This window comes from Microvirga sp. P4_G7 (assembly GCF_056401005.1).
Genome location: NZ_JBFUKD010001179.1, coordinates 1 through 556 on the forward strand (window position 1 = coordinate 1; position 556 = coordinate 556).

Consider the following 556-nt stretch of genomic DNA (forward strand, 5'->3'; position numbering starts at 1 on the left):
GGGTGTCGCTGCGGTTGCGCCTCGTCCAAGCGACCCTGAAGTCTCCGTTGCACCCGCTTCGCCGCGATGTGTGCATCCTCGCGTTTCGAAGCTGTGATCTCCTGCGTATTGACAACGCCGACATGGATGCCAAGTGGAACCTGTGGATGCCAAGTGGAACCTGTGCGCGTCTGCGCTGGTTCATGTCCAAGAGTTCTTTGATCGCCGAGTTCTTCGATCGCCGGAGAATGCACGTGGCACAATCTATTTCGCCCGCGAGAGCAACCATCCCGTCGCCTGAGAAGATTTCGGTTGCATTGACCGTAAACGGTGTTGAAGCCAAGCTGGAAATCGCTCCGTGGACGACCCTGTTGGACGCCCTGCGAGAGCATCTCGATCTCACCGGAACGAAAAAGGGATGCGATCACGGCCAATGCGGTGCCTGCACCGTGCTGGTCGACGGGCGCCGTATCAACTCCTGCCTCACACTCGCCGTCATGAAGGACGGGGCGAGCGTGACCACGATCGAGGGTCTCGCGACGAACGGCGCGTTGCACCCGCTGCAGCAGGCTTTTAT

Annotated in this window: 1 protein-coding gene; it reads left to right on the forward strand. The window is 59.7% G+C overall.

The window, feature by feature from the left end; translation table 11 throughout:
- Positions 1 to 227: 227 nt before the first annotated feature.
- The coding region (locus tag AC1DT3_RS23750) for a (2Fe-2S)-binding protein (RefSeq protein ID WP_477467598.1) at positions 228 to 556 on the forward strand (329 nt) is incomplete at its 3' end.